The organism is Granulosicoccus sp. 3-233 (assembly GCF_052681095.1).
Genome location: NZ_JBQYLE010000026.1, coordinates 1 through 14,276, shown reverse-complemented (window position 1 = coordinate 14,276; position 14,276 = coordinate 1). Strand labels below are relative to the sequence as shown.

The 14,276-nt window shown below is 54.4% G+C and carries 17 protein-coding genes; 11 read left to right on the top strand and 6 right to left on the bottom strand.

Annotated features, from left to right (window positions below; translation table 11 throughout):
- Positions 1 to 230 precede the first annotated feature (230 nt).
- The 4 genes from ACUNV4_RS29695 to ACUNV4_RS29680 form a co-directional block, all read right to left on the bottom strand.
- On the bottom strand, positions 231 to 1,049 hold the full coding sequence (locus tag ACUNV4_RS29695) for an SDR family oxidoreductase (RefSeq protein ID WP_430882302.1): 819 nt from the start codon (positions 1,047 to 1,049) through the stop codon (positions 231 to 233).
- Positions 1,046 to 2,314 (bottom strand): TRAP transporter large permease, encoded by a 1,269-nt coding sequence (locus tag ACUNV4_RS29690; RefSeq protein ID WP_430882301.1) that lies wholly within the window; start codon positions 2,312 to 2,314, stop codon positions 1,046 to 1,048. Before ACUNV4_RS29690 ends, ACUNV4_RS29695 begins: the two co-directional genes overlap by 4 nt.
- 3 nt (positions 2,315 to 2,317) lie before the next feature.
- Positions 2,318 to 2,803 (bottom strand): TRAP transporter small permease, encoded by a 486-nt coding sequence (locus ACUNV4_RS29685; RefSeq protein WP_430882300.1) that lies wholly within the window; start codon positions 2,801 to 2,803, stop codon positions 2,318 to 2,320.
- A gap of 76 nt (positions 2,804 to 2,879) precedes the next feature.
- Positions 2,880 to 3,815 carry a DctP family TRAP transporter solute-binding subunit gene (locus ACUNV4_RS29680; RefSeq protein WP_430882299.1) on the bottom strand — a complete coding sequence of 312 codons (936 nt, stop codon included), beginning with the start codon at positions 3,813 to 3,815 and terminating at the stop codon, positions 2,880 to 2,882.
- Positions 3,816 to 4,103: 288 nt separating this feature from the next.
- On the opposite strand from ACUNV4_RS29680, the gene ACUNV4_RS29675 reads away from it, so the two are divergent.
- The 3 genes from ACUNV4_RS29675 to ACUNV4_RS29665 are packed head-to-tail and all read left to right on the top strand — an operon-like array spanning position 4,104 to position 6,707.
- Positions 4,104 to 4,853 (top strand): GntR family transcriptional regulator, encoded by a 750-nt coding sequence (locus ACUNV4_RS29675; RefSeq protein WP_430882298.1) that lies wholly within the window; start codon positions 4,104 to 4,106, stop codon positions 4,851 to 4,853.
- Positions 4,850 to 5,752 (top strand): 3-hydroxyacyl-CoA dehydrogenase NAD-binding domain-containing protein, encoded by a 903-nt coding sequence (locus ACUNV4_RS29670; RefSeq protein ID WP_430882297.1) that lies wholly within the window; start codon positions 4,850 to 4,852, stop codon positions 5,750 to 5,752. The genes ACUNV4_RS29675 and ACUNV4_RS29670 overlap by 4 nt, the downstream gene beginning before the upstream one ends.
- Before the next feature lie 19 nt (positions 5,753 to 5,771).
- Positions 5,772 to 6,707, top strand: a complete 936-nt coding sequence (locus ACUNV4_RS29665) for a BKACE family enzyme (protein WP_430882296.1) — start codon at positions 5,772 to 5,774, stop codon at positions 6,705 to 6,707.
- Between the two features lie 202 nt (positions 6,708 to 6,909).
- Here the strand turns inward: ACUNV4_RS29665 and ACUNV4_RS29660 are convergent, their stop codons facing one another.
- Positions 6,910 to 7,152, bottom strand: coding sequence for a DUF6552 family protein (locus ACUNV4_RS29660; protein WP_430882307.1), 243 nt, complete (start codon positions 7,150 to 7,152; stop codon positions 6,910 to 6,912).
- Positions 7,153 to 7,376: 224 nt separating this feature from the next.
- Between ACUNV4_RS29660 and tnpA the strand changes: the two genes are divergently transcribed.
- Entirely contained in the window at positions 7,377 to 7,871 is a 495-nt protein-coding gene (gene tnpA, locus ACUNV4_RS29655; protein ID WP_430882306.1) for an IS200/IS605 family transposase, read from the top strand.
- A 124-nt stretch (positions 7,872 to 7,995) separates the two neighbouring features.
- Here tnpA and ACUNV4_RS29650 read toward each other — a convergent pair whose 3' ends face one another.
- On the bottom strand, positions 7,996 to 8,997 hold the full coding sequence (locus tag ACUNV4_RS29650; protein WP_430882295.1) for a site-specific integrase: 1,002 nt from the start codon (positions 8,995 to 8,997) through the stop codon (positions 7,996 to 7,998).
- A 212-nt stretch (positions 8,998 to 9,209) separates the two neighbouring features.
- On the opposite strand from ACUNV4_RS29650, the gene ACUNV4_RS29645 reads away from it, so the two are divergent.
- From ACUNV4_RS29645 to ACUNV4_RS29615, 7 genes are all read left to right on the top strand, one after another.
- Positions 9,210 to 10,211, top strand: coding sequence for a DNA-binding protein (locus ACUNV4_RS29645; protein WP_430882294.1), 1,002 nt, complete (start codon positions 9,210 to 9,212; stop codon positions 10,209 to 10,211).
- Positions 10,212 to 10,634: 423 nt separating this feature from the next.
- Complete coding sequence (locus ACUNV4_RS29640) at positions 10,635 to 10,901, top strand: ribbon-helix-helix domain-containing protein (RefSeq protein WP_430882293.1); 267 nt, start codon at positions 10,635 to 10,637, stop codon at positions 10,899 to 10,901.
- A complete protein-coding gene (locus ACUNV4_RS29635) occupies positions 10,888 to 11,238 on the top strand; it encodes a type II toxin-antitoxin system RelE/ParE family toxin (protein ID WP_430882292.1) in 351 nt (116 codons plus the stop codon). Before ACUNV4_RS29640 ends, ACUNV4_RS29635 begins: the two co-directional genes overlap by 14 nt.
- Positions 11,204 to 11,623, top strand: a complete 420-nt coding sequence (locus ACUNV4_RS29630) for a hypothetical protein (RefSeq protein ID WP_430882291.1) — start codon at positions 11,204 to 11,206, stop codon at positions 11,621 to 11,623. The genes ACUNV4_RS29635 and ACUNV4_RS29630 overlap by 35 nt, the downstream gene beginning before the upstream one ends.
- A 121-nt stretch (positions 11,624 to 11,744) precedes the next feature.
- Positions 11,745 to 12,907, top strand: a protein-coding gene (locus ACUNV4_RS29625; protein ID WP_430882290.1) for an IS3 family transposase whose coding sequence is annotated in 2 segments (ribosomal slippage) — positions 11,745 to 11,994 and positions 11,994 to 12,907 — 1,164 coding nt in all. Because the reading frame shifts where the segments join, the coding sequence is not laid out codon by codon here.
- A 384-nt stretch (positions 12,908 to 13,291) separates the two neighbouring features.
- Entirely contained in the window at positions 13,292 to 13,855 is a 564-nt protein-coding gene (locus ACUNV4_RS29620) for a recombinase family protein (RefSeq protein ID WP_430882289.1), read from the top strand.
- Between the two features lie 66 nt (positions 13,856 to 13,921).
- Positions 13,922 to 14,275: a hypothetical protein gene (locus ACUNV4_RS29615; protein ID WP_430882288.1), complete on the top strand. Its 354-nt coding sequence runs from the start codon at positions 13,922 to 13,924 to the stop codon at positions 14,273 to 14,275.
- Position 14,276: the final 1 nt, after the last annotated feature.

The following is a 14,276-nucleotide window of genomic DNA, read 5'->3' as shown; positions in this document are numbered from 1 at the left end:
CTTCAATCGGATCTGGCTGCACTCAAGCAATGGGTACTGCAGTCCTGTTGACTATCGAAAAAATAATACAAAGATGGCAAAGTCAACTTATTCAGGTGTCTATGAAACTGGGTGAAGTCCATTCCATTTGCAGGATGAATCCGGCGTCATGTTGTGCGCGAAATGATGCCAATTTGACAAGCAGAGAGCCTTTTTCCTGAACCTGCATTGTTACTATTACAACTCCTGACTCAACCGAGCATACCCGTGTCACCACAAACCGAAAGCGATTGTCCCGACACCGAGCTGCTGCGGGGGCTGGCCAGGAAAACGACCTGATCGGCAATCTGTTGTGGCGTGACATAGTCATTGATCGAAGTAAACGAAAACGCCTCGCGCTCCGCATCCTCGAAACTGATGCCTTGTGCCTGCGCTCGTGCTTCCAGCACCCTGCGCTGACGATCACCTGAGACTATTCCTGGTAGAACTGCATTGACACGAATCTTGTCCGGGCCTAGCTCAATGGCCATGGATTTAGTCAAACCGATAACACCCCATTTGGCCGCTGCATAGGGGCTGCGAAGCTTGAATCCCAGTCGGCCAGCCAGCGAGGATATGTTGACAATCGACGGATTCTTGCTCCGTCGCAAGTGAGGCACGGCGCGGCCGATGGTCACGAATTGACTGGTGAGGCAGATGGATAGACACTGCTCGATCACTTCGACCTCCAGATCTTCAATATGTCCGGTTGGTCCGGCAATCCCGGCATTATTGACAAGACAATCGAGACCGCCAAGCTGCTCTACAGAAGTGTCGACAAACTGCGATAGGGCCTTGCTATCCGCAACATCCACCTTCTGTCGAATGACGTCATCGGGCAGTGCAGCAAGAGCCGCTTCGTCAATATCACAGGTAGCAACCCGTGCGCCCGCCTCTCGGAAGCTATCGACAATCGCGCGCCCAATGCCACCTGCGCCCGCGGTTACGATAACGCGAACACCTTCAATTGATAGATTCATGCAAAGTCTTCCTTCTATGAGAAATTGAAACAGAGCGGCCTGTTGCGTCAACGGCCAGTAAGCGCCAGCGACAACCAGGGGACGAAGCTGATGATCATCAGCGTCACAAGCATAAGCGCGACAAAGGGTAATATCGCTCGCGTCAGTTGAGCGATCGATATTCGTGAAATCTGCGAGGCGATAAACAAGTTCAGCCCGACGGGTGGTGTAAACATACCCATGGCAAGATTCACGACCATGATGATTCCGAAATGGATCGGATCAATGCCGAATTCAAGCGCGATCGGTAACAGGATAGGAGTGAATATCAGAATGGCTGCGGCGGCTTCAAGAAACATGCCCACAAAAAGCAGCAGAACGTTCACCAGTATGACAAACAGCCAAGGGCTTTCGATGAGGCTTATCACCAACCCGGATATGAGTGCCGGGACGTCCAACTTGAGGATGATGCGTCCGTATAGCCCCGCGGTGGCTATGATGCTGACAACCACAGCCGAGGTGATCGCGGATCTGCGCAAGATGTCCGGAATATCTCGCAGAGGCAGTTCCCGATAGATGATTGCGCCAACGATAAACGAATAGACGACAGCGATGACCGCCGCCTCTGTCGGTGTGACAATACCGCCATAGATTCCACCAAGAATCAGTCCGGGCATCAGTAATGCAAGAATGGCCTTCCTGCCTGCTCGAAATATGTCGGCAAGGCTTGCAGGCTCGTCACGGGCCGTGGGATTTTTCAGCGCATGGAAATAGGCGTAGATCATCAAGGAGCCTACGACCACGAATCCAGGCAAGAAACCTGCTGCAAACATATCCCCCACAGACTGGTTTGCAGCAATGGCATACAGGATCAGCGGAATACTAGGAGGAATGATGACTCCCAGAGCGCCAGATGCGGCTTGATTGGCTGACGCATACGAAGCCTTGTAACCCTGGGCGACCATCGCCGGAATCAGGATGGCTCCAACAGCCGCGGTAGTGGCTGCACCTGACCCGGAGATTGCAGCAAAAAAGGCCGACGTCACTATGGCCACCATGGCCAGTCCGCCGTTCATACTACCGACGAGCGTACGTGAGAATTCTATCAGGCGATGTGAGATGCCGCCGCTCTGCATCAGATCACCGGCGAGAATGAAAAACGGTATGGCCAGTAGTGGAAATGAATTGATCGAGCGGATCATCTCTTGCGGGACGATCAGCATCGGCATGACATCTCCCGCCCAGATACTGGCGATAGCGGCGAGCCCAAGCGCAAAGGTCACAGGCACGCCGACAAAAAGGAGCAGAAGCAGAGAACCAAAAAGCAGCAGAGCCATGACCTAATCCTTTTTTCCGGAAAAATTTTCGGCGATGATGACCAGGGAGTTCATGAATATCATCGCAGCGCCTGCTGGTACTGCCGCGTAAAGCCAGGCCATCGAAACTCGAGTACTGGGAGCAGTCTGTGTGACAACACGTTCCGTGATCGAGAATCCCTCTTGCAACAAGACCCAGGCGAAGATACAAGACGCCACCGCAACGATCAGACGTAGACTTCTCCCTATCCGCCCACCCGCAACCCCGGACAGTATGTCGACAGCGATCAGCGAGCCATGTCGATAGGCATAGGCCGCCCCTAGCATGGTCATCCAGACTAACGAGAATCGGGCGACTTCCTCAGAGAAGGTCAATGAATTTCCCATTACATAGCGCGCGAAAACCTGCCAACTGATCAGCACTGTCATCACCAGCAGTAAGGTGGCCAATAGCCACCCGCACAGCCAATTGATGCAATCCACGCCTTGTATCAACTTGCGTAATACCACTTGCATGTGAATCTCCCGGGTCTTGAAAATGGCGGCCCCTGGCTATCTGCCAGGGACCGCGCCATCGAAAGTGCTTTCAGGGCTCGAAATTGACCGCTGCATCAACCAGTTCGGTGCCAACAGTCTCCTTCCACTCATCGATTACGGGCTGTACGCGCTGTCGAAAAGCTGCGAGATCAGGACGAGTGACGACCATTCCCAGTTCTTCCAGTTTGTCGATAAGCTCCTGCTCCATACGCTGTGATGCTTCACGCTGCACTGGTACGGCAGTACTGGCGGCCTCGAGCATGATCGCCTGATCCTGTTCCGACAGGGAGTTGAACAGCGTCGCACCTATCATCAAAGGCGCTGGGGAATAGACGTGACCCGTAAGGTTCAGATACTTCTGTACCTCATAGAACTTGACGTCATAAATTGTCGGAATCGGGTTCTCCTGACTATCCATGACGCCCTGTTGAAGCGCTGTGAAGACTTCGGTCCAGGCCATCGGCGAGGCATCAGCTCCCAGTGCGGTCCAGGTATCGACCTGCACACGACTTTCCTGCGTGCGGTGCCGGATTCCAGCCAGATCGTCGGGTGAATTCAATGCACGTACGTTGTTGGTGTTGTGGCGAAACCCGTTTTCCATCCAACCGAGGATCTTGACATCTATCTGTTCTTCCAGCTTCTGCGCCAATGCGCCTCCATATTCACCATCCAGAAAGCCATAGACGTGCGCAGGGTTGGTGAAGATGTAGGGCAGGTCGAACAACATGAAGTCATCAACAAAGCCACCCATTGGCCCCGTTGATGAAATCCCCATGTCGATCAGACCGAAGCTCATTCCCTCAACGACTTCACGTTCACCGCCCAGGGCATTGTCATAGTGCGGGCGAATGCTGAAACGCCCTTCGGATAATCTCTCCAGCTCCTCACCGAATTTCAGGATGCCAACCGCATGATGCGACTCAGCTCCCAGTGGCAGACTTACGTCAAATACTTTCGTTTCCTGTGCGACGACGGAGCTGGCCATGAGACAGCTTGCAGTCGCGGCAGCAAAGATAAAGTTGCGCATTTTATATTTGTCCTTTGAAAATTTTTCTGTCTCCTTCAGGTGACAGCCACACGGTCACACCCTAAAGTGTGATCACACTTACTATACATTGCCGTCAGAAAACTCGTCAATACTTGTCAATAAATCATTTTTTGCGCTGTTATTGCAGTGCTATATCATTTATCCTGTGTTTCAGAGACACGGAGACAATCTCAGGTGAGATCACGAATTGAGCATATTGGACAATTTTCTGATGAAAGGTGATCTGTGAGCGAGAGCAATCAAGGCAACAGCTGGGCGCGGCTGGGACCTCTTCTTCTGCAAGAGGGAGCGACGGCACAGTCGCTGGTTTATGAAAAACTTCGCCATGCCCTGATCAGTGGCCATTTGCGCCCCGGTGAGGAGATCAGCTTGCGCAAGGTCGCCTCGATTCTGAATGTCAGTGTCACACCTGTACGCGAGGCATTGCGGCGACTCGAGGGCGATGGAGGGCTGGAGGTCTTTGGCGGTAACCGTGTGCTGCGCGTCCCCATCCTGACGGATGCGGAATTGATGGATATCCGGGATATCCGCATCAATCTCGAGGGTTTCGCAGCAGTTCAGGCGATCAAGCAAATCGGATCGTCCCAGATGCGCGTCATCGAGAACGCCTACGGTCTGATGGAGATAGCCGCTGAAAACGGTGATGTCGACACCTATCTGGAAAACAACTGGCGTTTTCATTCACTGATCTACCGCGCAGCTGATCGGCCAATCCTGATGAGTCAGATTGAGGGGCTGTGGCTGCGTGTGGGGCCGCTTTTCCATGCAACTGTGGCAGTGCCAACGCACCTCAACCAATCAATGGTCAGCCATACCGCTGCATTGCAGGCTCTGCGAGACAGGGATCCCGTAGCGTTGCAAGAGGCCATCGTTCGCGATATCCAGGAGGCAGCCAGCGCCTTGCGGCATACGCTGCCCAATGGGGAGACAGAAGAGGAACAGCCTGCTCTCCGTAGCAAGAGGAACAACAAGTGACACGACGAATTTCCGTTATCGGCGGTGGCCTTATTGGCCGTGCCTGGGCATTGGTTTTTGCGCGAGCAGGCTGCAAAGTACAGCTATGGGACCCCGACCCTGAAGTGCGAGCCAAGGCACTCGATGCCCTGGCTGAAGCTTGCCAGATCAGTGGCGACGATCCATCCGTACTTGCGCAGGTAGCGATCAGTGCAGACATGGCCAGCGCTGTTGAGGGCGTGGAGTGGGTTCAGGAAAATGGCCCCGAGAATCTGCAGATCAAGCGCGAAATATATGCCGAACTTGATCGCCTCGCTGGACTTGAAACGATCCTTGCCTCATCCAGCTCGGCACTGGTTGCCTCAAGCTTCGCCGAAGGCCTGCCAAACCGCTCACGCATCCTTGTGGCGCATCCCGTGAACCCACCCCATGTCATTCCAGTGGTCGAGCTATGCCCCGGCCCCGACACTGCCGCTGTGGTCATGGACCGTGCGGAAGCGCTCATGCTCGCAGTAGGGCAAGTACCAGTACGCCTCAACCGTGAGATCGATGGCTTCGTGCTGAACCGCTTGCAAGCCGTTGTGATTGCCGAATCACTCCGGCTGATCGAGCAGGGAGTCGTGTCCCCAAAGGGTCTGGATGACACCATCTGCCATGGGCTGGGCCGACGCTGGACGCTGCTGGGACCTATGGCGACCATCAACCTGAATGCGCCGGGAGGGGTGAAGGATTATCTCGACCGCTACGGCCCCACGATGACACGGCTGAGCGACAGCGCCGCACGCGGGGAGGCTTTCACCGAACGCGCTGCAGATATCGTCGCTGCTGAACTGCCCACACCTGACCAGGTGGAGGAGCTCAGTCGCCAGCGGGATTCGCGACTGGCTGAGCTGGACCGATTTCTGCGCAACAACGAATAACCCCAGGAGAACTGTAAAAATGGCCACCACACGTAAGGTGATCATCACTTGTGCTGTCACCGGCGCAATTCATACGCCGTCCATGTCGGAGTATCTGCCCGTCAAGGCTGATGAAATCGCAGAAGCTGCGATTGGCGCGGCTGAAGCCGGTGCAGCCATCGTGCATCTGCACGCTCGCGATCCCGAGGATGGTCGCCCCGACCAGAGCGCAGAAGCCTTCAAGCCGTTTCTGGATGTCATCAAGCAGCGTTCGGATTGCGTGGTCAACATTACCACCGGCGGTGCCCCCACCATGAGTATCCAGGACCGGGTTCGTCCTGCCGAACAATGGAAGCCGGAGCTTGCGTCATTGAACATGGGCTCGATGAATTTCGGCCTGTTTCCGATGCTCGAACGCTTTGAAGGAAAGCTGAAACACCAGTGGGAAAAGGACTATCTCGGCAACAAGGGCATCCTGTTCCGTAATACGTTCGAGGATATCGAGTATATCCTCAGTACCTTGGGCGCCAATGGCACAAGATTCGAATTCGAATGCTATGACACGGCCCATTTGTATAACCTCAAGCACTTCGTGGATGCAGGCCTGGTCAAAGGACCGCTGTTTATCCAGACCGTCTTTGGGCTCCTGGGCGGTATCGGCGCACATTCCGATGATGTGTTGCATATGAAGCGCACCGCCGACCGTCTGTTTGGCGAGGGCTCCTACCGCTGGTCAGTTCTGGGCGCGGGCCGCAACCAGTTACCAATCGCTGCCATGTCGGCCGCCATGGGCGGTCACGTGCGGGTGGGCCTGGAGGATTCGATCTGGGCCGGTCCCGGTCGTCTGGCGACAAGTAGTGCCGAACAAGTAGTGGCTGCACGACAGGTCATCGAAGGACTGGGACTGGAGATCGCATCGCCCGCCGAAGCCCGCGCGCTGCTCGAACTGAAGGGTGCCGATAAGGTTGCGTTCTGAGATCGCTTGAGCCTGTATAGATATGCGCTTTGCCTCCCACCCGGAAACATAGCCCATCGATGATGGTAAATCGGAACTGCATGAGCGACTGCAAAGAGAGATACAGCCGCCCGGAGAACCGTAGTCACAGCTCAGGCTTTGTTGCTTTGTTGCTGGTTTGCCGATGCAGGCCAGCAACCCCAGCTATTGGCTCTGATTTCAATCAGGGACTCGACAAGTCAACAACCAGCGCTACAGCGTGAATCAGCATGAGCCCGCGATCATTCCACAGCACACCCACGATAAGCCAGCCTCCCACGCCACCCAGAAAAAGGTAGGCATTCCAGGGTGTCAAATCAAAACCGATCGCAGTGTAGCCCAGAATCTGCATCACCGATGCCACCCATTTGATGATGAACGCAGCCTTGGCAGAACGATCTGCAGACGACTTACCGGATGGCGGCAGTGAATCGGCCGCGTTCGGTGCAGCAGTTCTGCTGGGTTGGGTTCCCGCTGCTGATCCATCGATCGTGTTTAGAGTCCACGATAGGGGTCAGTAAACCCCACGTCTTTGGTGTGAGGGCAGTGCTGTGCAGAAGCGTAGTGGTGTAGCCATGAGAACCAGGAGAACCAGGAAAACAAGAGAACAACAAACGAGGGGGGCACACTGTGTGAGACGTCAAGTATTGCATCGTCTGGACCGCGAAATACCGGTACCAGGTGCTGGCGGGTGATGTTGAGCTTCGGACACGCGAGTTGTTGAGGGAGCTAGCACAGAGCCAGGAGATGGTGATCCACGTGAGATCTATCAACCGAGACCATGCCCACGTTCTGATCTCAATACCGCCGCAGCTGTCGGTTTCACAGGCAGTTCAGTTCATGAAGGGAAAAAGTTCGCATAGATTGCTCTCGGAGTTTGCAATATTGAAGAAGCGATACTGGGGCCAGCACGTACGGGCTCGGGGGTACTGGGTTTGTAGCAGCGGAAACGTAACGGACCAGATGTGGAAGGAATACATCAAGAATCAGAAGCCTCTCGAACCCGATGATGAATTCAACGTGATGCAGGGAGAGAGCAAGGGTCGGCCGTATGGCCGAAGTCCCGACTACAGCGGGAATCCGAAGCCACCGGGTTTAGCTAGTGCAGTGTTCACATATATTTCAAGGCACTATTCCCGATTTTGATCCAAAGCTGATATCTGTGCAGAAGTGATCAAATATCCAGCGAATTTTTCACCTGTCATGAGCCGTTACCCAAGCTTGTCAGTTGGTAGACATTCACGCCCACGGTGATCCATCGAGTCGCGTTTCATGCCTGAAACATCGCCAATCCCGGGTGATCATCAAACCGCGTCTCTGCGTCCACGTATTCACGCACGGTATCGAGCGACCGATGTCGCGACTGGGCAGCAATCGAAAAGACATCGGCCCGGTTTCTCGCGGCCGTGGTGATAAAGCCGCGTCGCAGGCTGTGCCCGGCGAACATCGACACATTCTCGTGACCGGCGTCCCGTGCACACTGTTTGATGAGCATGGCGACCGTGCTGTCTGACAGTCGATCCTGACCAACACGCGGACCGCGTCGCATCCGCCTGAATACAGCCCCTTCAGTGATTCCAGCTACAGCAAGCCAGGACTTCAGGGCAGCCACCGGGCAGTAGTGCGACAGTGGAATCGCTGGCACGGCAAGTTCAGCTCCATTGCCTGCCTGATCGGTTTTGGAAAACGGAATCGTCAGTGTCAGACCTTCAGGACGGAAGGTGAGATGCTCGATATCGATGCCGACGAGTTCCGAGCGTCGCAACGCGGCGGCGAAGCCGATGAGCAGCAGGGCACGATCCCGCGCGCCTGCCAGCGTGGTCACATCCAGGGTGTCGACCAGCAAGGTCAGATCGGTATCCATCAGCGGCGCTTTTTTGGGCGAAGGGCGACCTTTCTGCCGGTTGCGGATGCCGCGCATGACCTCACGAACAGCCGGAGCATCGTGGTGCGATATCTGCTGATTGCCCTGATGCACAACCCGAATGGCCGCCAAACGGCGGGAGAGGGTGGCAGCGGCCAAGCCGGCGTCTGCTTCTATTGCCAGAAACGCGCAGATCGTACTGGCGTCGGCAGGCAGGGCGGGCTGGCCGACGGCAGCGCACCAGCTGGCAAAGCGCTGCCAATCGTGCTGGTAGGCACGCCAGGTGGCGTCGCTACGACTCGCTGCCGCATAGTCACGGGCTGAGGCCAGCGCGGATGTCAACGCTGGTGAGGTCTGGTCTTCAAGAACGAACAAGGCCTCAGTAGAGGGCTCGGGCAATGTCGACATCGTGATTCCATGACGGCGGGAATGTACCGTCAATATAACACCTGAGAAGGTAAACTTCTCGTATGTTATAAGTATCAATAGCGCTACACGTAGCAATAATGCTACATTGATGATCGCTTGAACATTCGCTTTAATGACCGCCAGAAACCCGCTACCAGCGCCGAACGGTGCGGCAGTTGCCGGCGACGCACGCCATTTCCGAGGAAATTTCCATGGTGGACACACCGCTGATTACCCGTGACTCCGTCGCCCGTGCCCGAGAGGCGTTGCTGGCGCAGGGGCACAAGGCCTCCCAACGCGCGGTGATCAAGCACCTGGGCGGCGGCAGCTTTTCCCAGGTGGGGCCCCTGCTGCGCGAACTGGAGGCCGAGGCGGGCGAGGCGCCGGGCAGTGCACTGACCGAGCCACTTAACGCGGCCGTGACCGAGGCGATCGAGTCGCTGTGGCGGGCTTTGGGTCTGGAAGCCGATCGCGTGGTCAATGACGCCCGGCAACAGTTCGAGCGGGATCTGAAAGCAGAGCAGGCGGCTCGCACACAGGCAGAAGCAGCAACGGCGCGCACGCAGGAGCACCTGCAGGCGGCACAGACCAAGGTGGTCGGTCTGGAAAAAGCCCTTGCCAGCGAACAGGCCGGACGAGAGCAAGCCGCCGCGGCGCTGGAACAGGAACGCCTGGCGCATACCCGGACGGACACGCAACGGGAGGCGGCACAGGCGCTGGCCACCGAGCGGCAGCAGTTGCGTGATGAGGCGCTGGCCGAGCGCGACGCATTGCGGGTTGAACTGGACAACATCCGTCATCAAACCGAGGCATTGAGCGAGACACTGCACCGCGAGATGACTGAACTGCGCACCGCCCATGAACAGCGTGTGGATGCGCTCAATGAGGCGGCGTCAGAGGCGCGAGCAAGCCTGACAGAACAGCGCAGCGAGCTCGAGGCACGGCAGCGGGAGAACGCCAACCTGGCCACCCTCAACGACAGTCTGTCAGTGCGTATCGACAAGGCGCAAACAGCACTGGCAAGCACGGAAGTTCAGTTGTCGGCACTAAACGCGCAGCGCACAGCTGAGCAACGGGAAAGGGAGGAGCTTCAGACGATGATGGCGTCGCGACTTGCCGACAAGGATGCATTGATTGCCAGCCTTCTGAAACAGATTACCGAACCATCCCGCGACCCGGATGCGCCCGACGGGAACGACACCGATAGTGTCTGATCGGTTGGTGACGTCTCTTGTCGCGATTGCAAGGTGATGAGGACCATCACGAGGAGTTATCCACCGTTTGTCGGGATAACCCTGTGGATAACTGCGGAATGTGGTTGACCGTACACAGGTTTCTGATGTGGTTCGGCATTGGACACGGCGGGGCGAACAAATGGTCGCGGAGACGACCAACTGTCATTGGAAACGCGCTGTCTCTCATCAAGAGGCTGAAATTCACCATGCACAGGATTTCCCCTGCCGCCCTCCCTTGCGCGGACGAGGACGACTCCCGTCAGCATGCCTTCAGCATCTCTCGAGGCGTGTTCGGCAACCCGCGGATACCGATGCTGGATTCGCTGTTCTCCATTGACTCTGGCACATCTGTCGCTATGATAGAAGTATGAATATTTCATACTTTTTCGGAAAGGAAGAACAATGGCACGTTTGACAATCAGCATGCCTGACGATATGAGCGATTTCGTCAACGCTCAAATCGAAACAGGCAAATATGACAATGTGAGTGAGTACATGCGCGACTTGGTTCGCCATGAGCAAGAAAGAAAAAAGGCAGCGCTCAAAAGAGTCCGTGCACGACTGGAGCGTTCAGCAAATAGTGGCGCACCTGTGCCCATAAAAGACGCTTTCGAACGTCTCGGAGCAATGCATCAACAACAGGTGGCGGGGGACGATGGAAACCTATGACGTATCTCTCACGCCTGATGCAATAGCTGACCTGGCGAGTATCTACCGTTTCATTGTCGATGAAAGCGGATATCCTGAGATCGCTTGGAATTACATCGAAAAACTACGCGAGAAATGCTACTTGCTTGAACGCGCACCGATTCGAGGTCACAAACGCGACGATCTCCGTGCAAACTTACGCATTCTTGCCATTGATAAAAATGCAGTGGCCGCATTTGAAGTAGACGAATCACAACTGAAGGTCACCATCCTCAATATCTTCTACGGTGGTGAAGACTATGAAACCATCATGGGTGATGCCAATGAGCGAAGAGAACAAGCATTGGATGGAGAGTGACGAGACTGCTCAGATGCGTATCGCACAAGCGCAAGCACTCAAAACACAAGCAGCCGAGAGCGGTCTGCGCTTTGATGCGTTCCTTGTGCCATCACAAGCCACATGGATACTGGAACTTGTAGAACGCGGGGTCTTTATCGACCCCGCTGAAGCCATCTTTGTGCTGATGCAAGAGGTTCAGGAGTTGCAACAACATCCTGATGTCAAGTTGGCATTGTTGAAAAAACGATTAGATGAAGGCATCGCTCAGATTGATAAAGGTGAGTGCATCAGCGGTGATGAAGTCATGGCAAGCCTGAAGGAACGTGTGAAGAACTATACCCAGTCGTCACCTGCTTACTGGGAGAAAATTGAACAACCAGAAAACCCGGCAAAAGCAAGCTAAGAGACCGCGCCAAAGCGAGGTCCGATCGAATCAGTGTAGAATGGCCACGAATACATTGTTTGATCCTCCCCTGTACCAACGGACAGCCAGTTAAGCGATAATATCGCAACTGAGGTGTTCCATGACAACACGAAAGAATTCGAAGAAGCCGCAACGCATTGTACGTTCGGATGAGTACAAGAGAGACGCTGTGAAGCTCTCTGATACGGTCGGTGTGACTGAGGCCGCCCGGCAGTTGGGCATACAGACCACGCAGATCTACTCTTGGCGCAACAAGATCAGAGTTAACGAAACGCGCTCTGACGCTGAGACTCGGCTCATGGATGAGAACGCGAGGTTGAAGCAGGAGTTGGCCGAGAAAAAGCAGGAGAACGAATTCCTAAAAAAAGCCAGCGCGTACTTTGCGAGGCAGCAGAAGTGAAGTACGCGTTCATCCAATCAGGCCCATCCAAGGCTCCTGTGGTAAAGCAATGTCAGTGGCTGTCAGTCTCCACCAGCGGCTACTATGACTGGAAAAACAGGCAGGGTAAACCTCTTAAGCGCAATGAGAGATCTGAGGTGATTGATCAGGCGGTCAAAATTGCCTTTGAAGCTCGAAAGCAACGTTACGGCTCGCCTCGCCTGCATGCAGATCTGAACGAATCCGGGTTTCCCGTAGCGCTTAACACCGTGGCAGCGAGTATGGCTCGTCAGGGGCTTGTAGCAAAGGCTGGGCGCAAGTTCAAAGCAACCACCAACTCGAACCACAATCTGCCGGTATCACCGAATCTGCTCGAACAGGATTTCACCTGCACAAGGATCAATGAAAAGTGGGCCGGTGATATCACCTACCTGTGGACCGATGAAGGCTGGCTGTATCTGGCTGTCGTCCTGGATCTATTCTCACGGAAAGTCATCGGCTGGTCAATGAACAAGCGGATGACCAAGGAGTTGGCGATAGATGCCATGCAGATGGCAATCGACCAGCGCACGGATTTCAAGGGCGTCATCATGCACACCGACAGAGGAAGCCAGTACTGCTCCAATCGCTTCCAAGAGCTGCTCAAGGAGAATCACATACGATCCAGCATGAGCAAGAAAGGTGACTGCTACGACAACGCCTGTTCAGAGAGCTTCTTCCATACGTTGAAGGTAGAGGCGGTACATGGTGAACAGTTCCCAACACGGGAATCGATGAGAGAAGTTGTTTTCGAGTACATCGAAACAGACTACAATAGAACTCGCCTTCACACGTCAATCGGAAATACAAGTCCGGTTAATTATGAGTTGGCGCATACTGCTTAATTGATTGTCCGCAAGTGCTGGGGAGGTTCAGTTGTCTAGGCGAGGCGCCCGACAGGGGGCTCGCCAATCATCGCAGGGTATGGTTTTAAGTACAACGCGAAGAGGATAAGCCAATGGATTACCAGTCGTTCAACGGGCCAAATGAATGTCACCAACTGCGTTCATTGCCATAGGATTGATAATCCGCACAGGATGCCATATCCGTGACGTGCCGATAATCGATGTATAAACCTCAGCTATCCCCCTTTCCGTCTATTACATGAGAATATTCACTCGACAATCAGCACCGAAAGGGGTGGCTTTTGGTGCGGTCAAACTCGAACTTGTAACTCCTTGAAAAATAAAAGACTTGACCGATGCAAAAGGGTAGTGCAAAAAGATTGCATGAAAAAGGATCGAAAAATCGGATATGCACGGGTATCTACCCGCGAACAGAATCTTGATCTGCAACTGGATGCGCTCAAGGCGGCGGGGTGCGATGAGATCTTCACCGACCAAGGTGTCTCAGGTGCTGCCATCGAGCGCGACGGCCTCTCGCAAGCCTTGGGAAGCGTTGAGGAAGGCGATACCCTCATTGTCTGGAAGCTAGACCGTCTAGGGCGCTCTCTTGGCTTCCTGGCTGACCTCATTGCCGAGTACGGCAGGGAAGGGCGTGGCTTTGTCGCTCTACAGGACGGCATCGACACGACCACAACAGGCGGCAAGCTTGTCTTTCACATCATGGCCGCCCTGGCAGAATTCGAGCGCGACCTTATCAGCGAACGCACAACAGCGGGTATGGTAGCCGCACGTCGGCGCGGCAAGCACATAGGCCGCCCAACATCACTATCACGCGAACAGATAAGCCACGCTAAACGTCAAATCGCATCAGGTGAAGAAACCATCGCGGGCATGGCGTCCGTGTTAGGCGTTCATCGCAATACGCTCAGACGAGCGATTGCGGAATAAATAATAAGAAAAATAAAAGATGCACGAAGGATATATTGAGAATTTGCTAACCAAGGAAAACATAGAATGAACAGTAAGCACGGGTTAAACGGATCAACCTGGCGGAGGTGGGACTTACATATTCATGCTCCTGGAACAAAGCTATCTAACGGATACGGCGAGCCGAACGATGAAAATCTAAAGTCGTTTGTGAATGAATTAGAGAATTCTAAAGTACAAGCATTTGGAATAACCGATTATTTCAGTTTTGATGGATATCATACGGTTGTCTCAGCATACAAAAAACACTTTCCATCAGGCGAGAAGTTATTCATACCAAATATTGAATTTAGACTAACTGAAACCCAGCAATTCCCGGCGAGCAAATCGTATGAGCAATATCAATCACTTATCAACGAGATGGCGTTGAGCTTCTCGTAGA

What these genes read in the sequence shown, in the direction of transcription:
- ACUNV4_RS29690 (WP_430882301.1), bottom strand. Translation starts at nt 2,314, where the DNA reads ATGGCTCTGCTGCTTTTTGGTTCTCTGCTTCTGCTCCTTTTTGTCGGC.
- ACUNV4_RS29680 (WP_430882299.1), bottom strand. Translation starts at nt 3,815, where the DNA reads ATGGCCAGCTCCGTCGTCGCACAGGAAACGAAAGTATTTGACGTAAGT.
- ACUNV4_RS29665 (WP_430882296.1), top strand. Translation starts at nt 5,772, where the DNA reads ATGGCCACCACACGTAAGGTGATCATCACTTGTGCTGTCACCGGCGCA.
- ACUNV4_RS29650 (WP_430882295.1), bottom strand. Translation starts at nt 8,997, where the DNA reads ATGTCGACATTGCCCGAGCCCTCTACTGAGGCCTTGTTCGTTCTTGAA.
- ACUNV4_RS29645 (WP_430882294.1), top strand. Translation starts at nt 9,210, where the DNA reads ATGGTGGACACACCGCTGATTACCCGTGACTCCGTCGCCCGTGCCCGA.
- ACUNV4_RS29640 (WP_430882293.1), top strand. Translation starts at nt 10,635, where the DNA reads ATGGCACGTTTGACAATCAGCATGCCTGACGATATGAGCGATTTCGTC.
- ACUNV4_RS29635 (WP_430882292.1), top strand. Translation starts at nt 10,888, where the DNA reads ATGGAAACCTATGACGTATCTCTCACGCCTGATGCAATAGCTGACCTG.
- ACUNV4_RS29630 (WP_430882291.1), top strand. Translation starts at nt 11,204, where the DNA reads ATGAGCGAAGAGAACAAGCATTGGATGGAGAGTGACGAGACTGCTCAG.
- ACUNV4_RS29620 (WP_430882289.1), top strand. Translation starts at nt 13,292, where the DNA reads ATGAAAAAGGATCGAAAAATCGGATATGCACGGGTATCTACCCGCGAA.
- ACUNV4_RS29615 (WP_430882288.1), top strand. Translation starts at nt 13,922, where the DNA reads ATGAACAGTAAGCACGGGTTAAACGGATCAACCTGGCGGAGGTGGGAC.